This window comes from Streptomyces sp. NPDC006430, assembly GCF_040612395.1.
In the GTDB taxonomy this organism is placed as follows: Bacteria; Actinomycetota; Actinomycetes; order Streptomycetales; family Streptomycetaceae; genus Streptomyces.
The window spans coordinates 1-2,395 of the sequence record NZ_JBEXQA010000096.1 but is presented as its reverse complement, the minus strand read 5'-3'; the positions used below and the strand labels follow the sequence as shown (position 1 = coordinate 2,395).

The following is a 2,395-nucleotide window of genomic DNA, read 5'->3' as shown; positions in this document are numbered from 1 at the left end:
TTGGCGGGGACGAGTCTGTCGTGGGGTTTGTGGCAGCAGGCCGGACACGGTCTGACCGCCACCCTCGGCCAAGCCGAACTCGCCCGCATGCGTCGCCAGGGCGTCGCCGCACTCAGCGAAGCGCAGGGCCTGGCCGCCCTCGACGCAGCTCTCGGTTCCGCACACGCCCACCTGGTCCCCGTACGCCTCCACCTCACACCGCTGCAACGCGAGCTGGACAACGGCGGCGACGTGGCCGCCCTGCTGCGCGGGCTGCTGCGCGCACCCCGCAGGCGGGCGGGCGGCGAGGCCTCGACCGGGGCGAGCGGACTCCAGGAGCAGCTGACCGCTCTGGCGGAGACCGAGCGCCTGCCGTGGCTGACCCAGTTGGTACAGCGCGAAGCCGCCCTGGTCCTCGGGGTCACCGGCGCCCATGGCATCGGCGCCCAACAGGTCCTCAAGGAACTCGGCATGGACTCCCTCATGGCCGTCGAGCTACGCCGGCGGCTGTCCGCCGAAACGGGCACCTCGCTGCCGTCCACGCTCGCCTTCGACTACCCGACGCCCACCGCCATCGCCGGCCTGCTCCTCGACAAGCTGGCCGTGGCAGCCGGCGGACCGGCACGGCCCGGACGGCGCGTGAGCAAGAACCAGATCGACAGCCTCGTGGAACTCCTGCGTTCCGCGACACCGAAACAACTAGAGGAGCCGGGCCTGGCCGCCGGGCTGCTGGCACTGCGCGACGGCCTGGCCAAGGCCTCGGCGGCGGCCGGCGCGTCCAGCGCGGCCGATGCGAAGGAAGCCGAGCCCGAAGTCGAGCTCGGCGGCGACAGCACCGATGACCTCCTGCAGTTCCTGGATCGCAAGCTTGGAGTGAGCGAATGAGCGCGTCCGAAGTCGAGAAGTTGGAAAAGCTCGAGGCGTACCTGCGGCGCACTGCGAACGCGCTCGTCGAGACCGAGAAGGAACTCAACGCCGAGCGGGCCGCCCGCACCGAACCGATCGCCGTCGTGTCGATGGCGTGCCGGCTGCCGGGTGGTATCGACACCCCGGAGGGCTTCTGGGAGCTGCTCGCCTCCGGGGGCGACGCCGTGGGCGGCCTGCCCTCGCGCTGGGACAGCCTCGGTGTCTACGATCCGGACCCGGAGGCCGTGGGCAAGAGCTACGCCCGCGAAGGCGGCTTCATCGACGGGGCCGAGGGCTTCGACGCGGCCTTCTTCGGGATCTCGCCGCGCGAGGCCCTCTCGATGGACCCGCAGCAGCGGCTCGTCCTGGAGACCGCCTGGGAGGCCCTGGAGCGGGCCGGCATCCGTCCGGACTCGCTCACCGAGAGCCGTACCGGCGTCTACCTCGGCACGATGAGTTCCGACTACGGCAACCAGCAGGGCCACGACCTCAACGCCCTCGACGGATACGTCAGCACCGGCAATGCGAGCAGCGTCGTCTCGGGCCGCGTCTCCTACACCCTGGGCCTCCAGGGGCCCGCCGTCACCGTGGACACGGCCTGCTCCTCCTCCCTCGTCTCGATCCACCTCGCGGCCACCGCCCTGCGCCAGGGGGAGTGCGAACTCGCCCTCGCGGGCGGCGTCACCGTCATGAGCACCCCTGCGCTGTTCGTGGAGTTCTCCCGTCTGAAGGGCATGGCCGCGGACGGCCGCTGCAAGTCGTTCTCGGCCGGCGCCGACGGCGCCGGTTGGGCCGAGGGCGCGGGCGTGATCCTCTTGAAGCGGCTGTCGGCCGCCCAGCGCGACGGCGATCCGATCCTGGCCGTGATCCGCGGTTCGGCGGTCAACCAGGACGGTCGCAGCCAGGGTCTGACCGCGCCGAACGGGCCGTCCCAGCAGCGGGTCATCCACGACGCCCTGGAAGCGGCCCGGCTGACCCCCGCCGACATCGACGCCGTCGAGGCGCACGGCACCGGCACCCCGCTGGGCGACCCGATCGAGGCGGGCGCGCTGGCGGAGGTCTTCGGCCCCGTTCGGGAGCCCGGCCGGCCGGTCTGGCTCGGTTCGTCGAAGTCGAACATCGGGCACGCGCAGGCCGCCGCCGGTGTGATCGGCGTGATCAAGATGGTGCTGGCGCTGGAGCACGGGGTGCTTCCGAAGACCCTGCACGCCGAGGAGCCGACCCCGCACATCGAGTGGGAACGCAGCGGACTGGAACTGTTGAACGAAGCCCGGCCGTGGGAGCGGGACCTGTCGCGTCCGCGCCGCGCGGGCGTCTCCTCCTTCGGTCTGAGCGGTACGAATGCCCACGTGGTCATCGAGGAGCCCCCGGCCGCTGCCCCGGCGTCGGCGACGGAGGTCACCGCATCGTCGTACCCGGTGGTCGTGTCCGGTCGTGACGAGGTTGCGCTGCGGGAGCAGGCGGGTCGTTGGGCGGACTGGCTGGAGGGTCGTTCCGAGGTGTCGGTGGC

2 protein-coding genes are annotated in these 2,395 nt (G+C 72.0%); both read left to right on the top strand.

The window, feature by feature from the left end; all coding sequences use genetic code 11:
• Positions 1-864 (top strand): beta-ketoacyl reductase (locus ABZZ20_RS36720; RefSeq protein ID WP_356877378.1); only part of this gene is annotated, 864 nt, incomplete at its 5' end.
• Positions 861-2,395 (top strand): beta-ketoacyl synthase N-terminal-like domain-containing protein (locus tag ABZZ20_RS36715; RefSeq protein ID WP_356877376.1); only part of this gene is annotated, 1,535 nt, incomplete at its 3' end. The genes ABZZ20_RS36720 and ABZZ20_RS36715, both read left to right, overlap by 4 nt.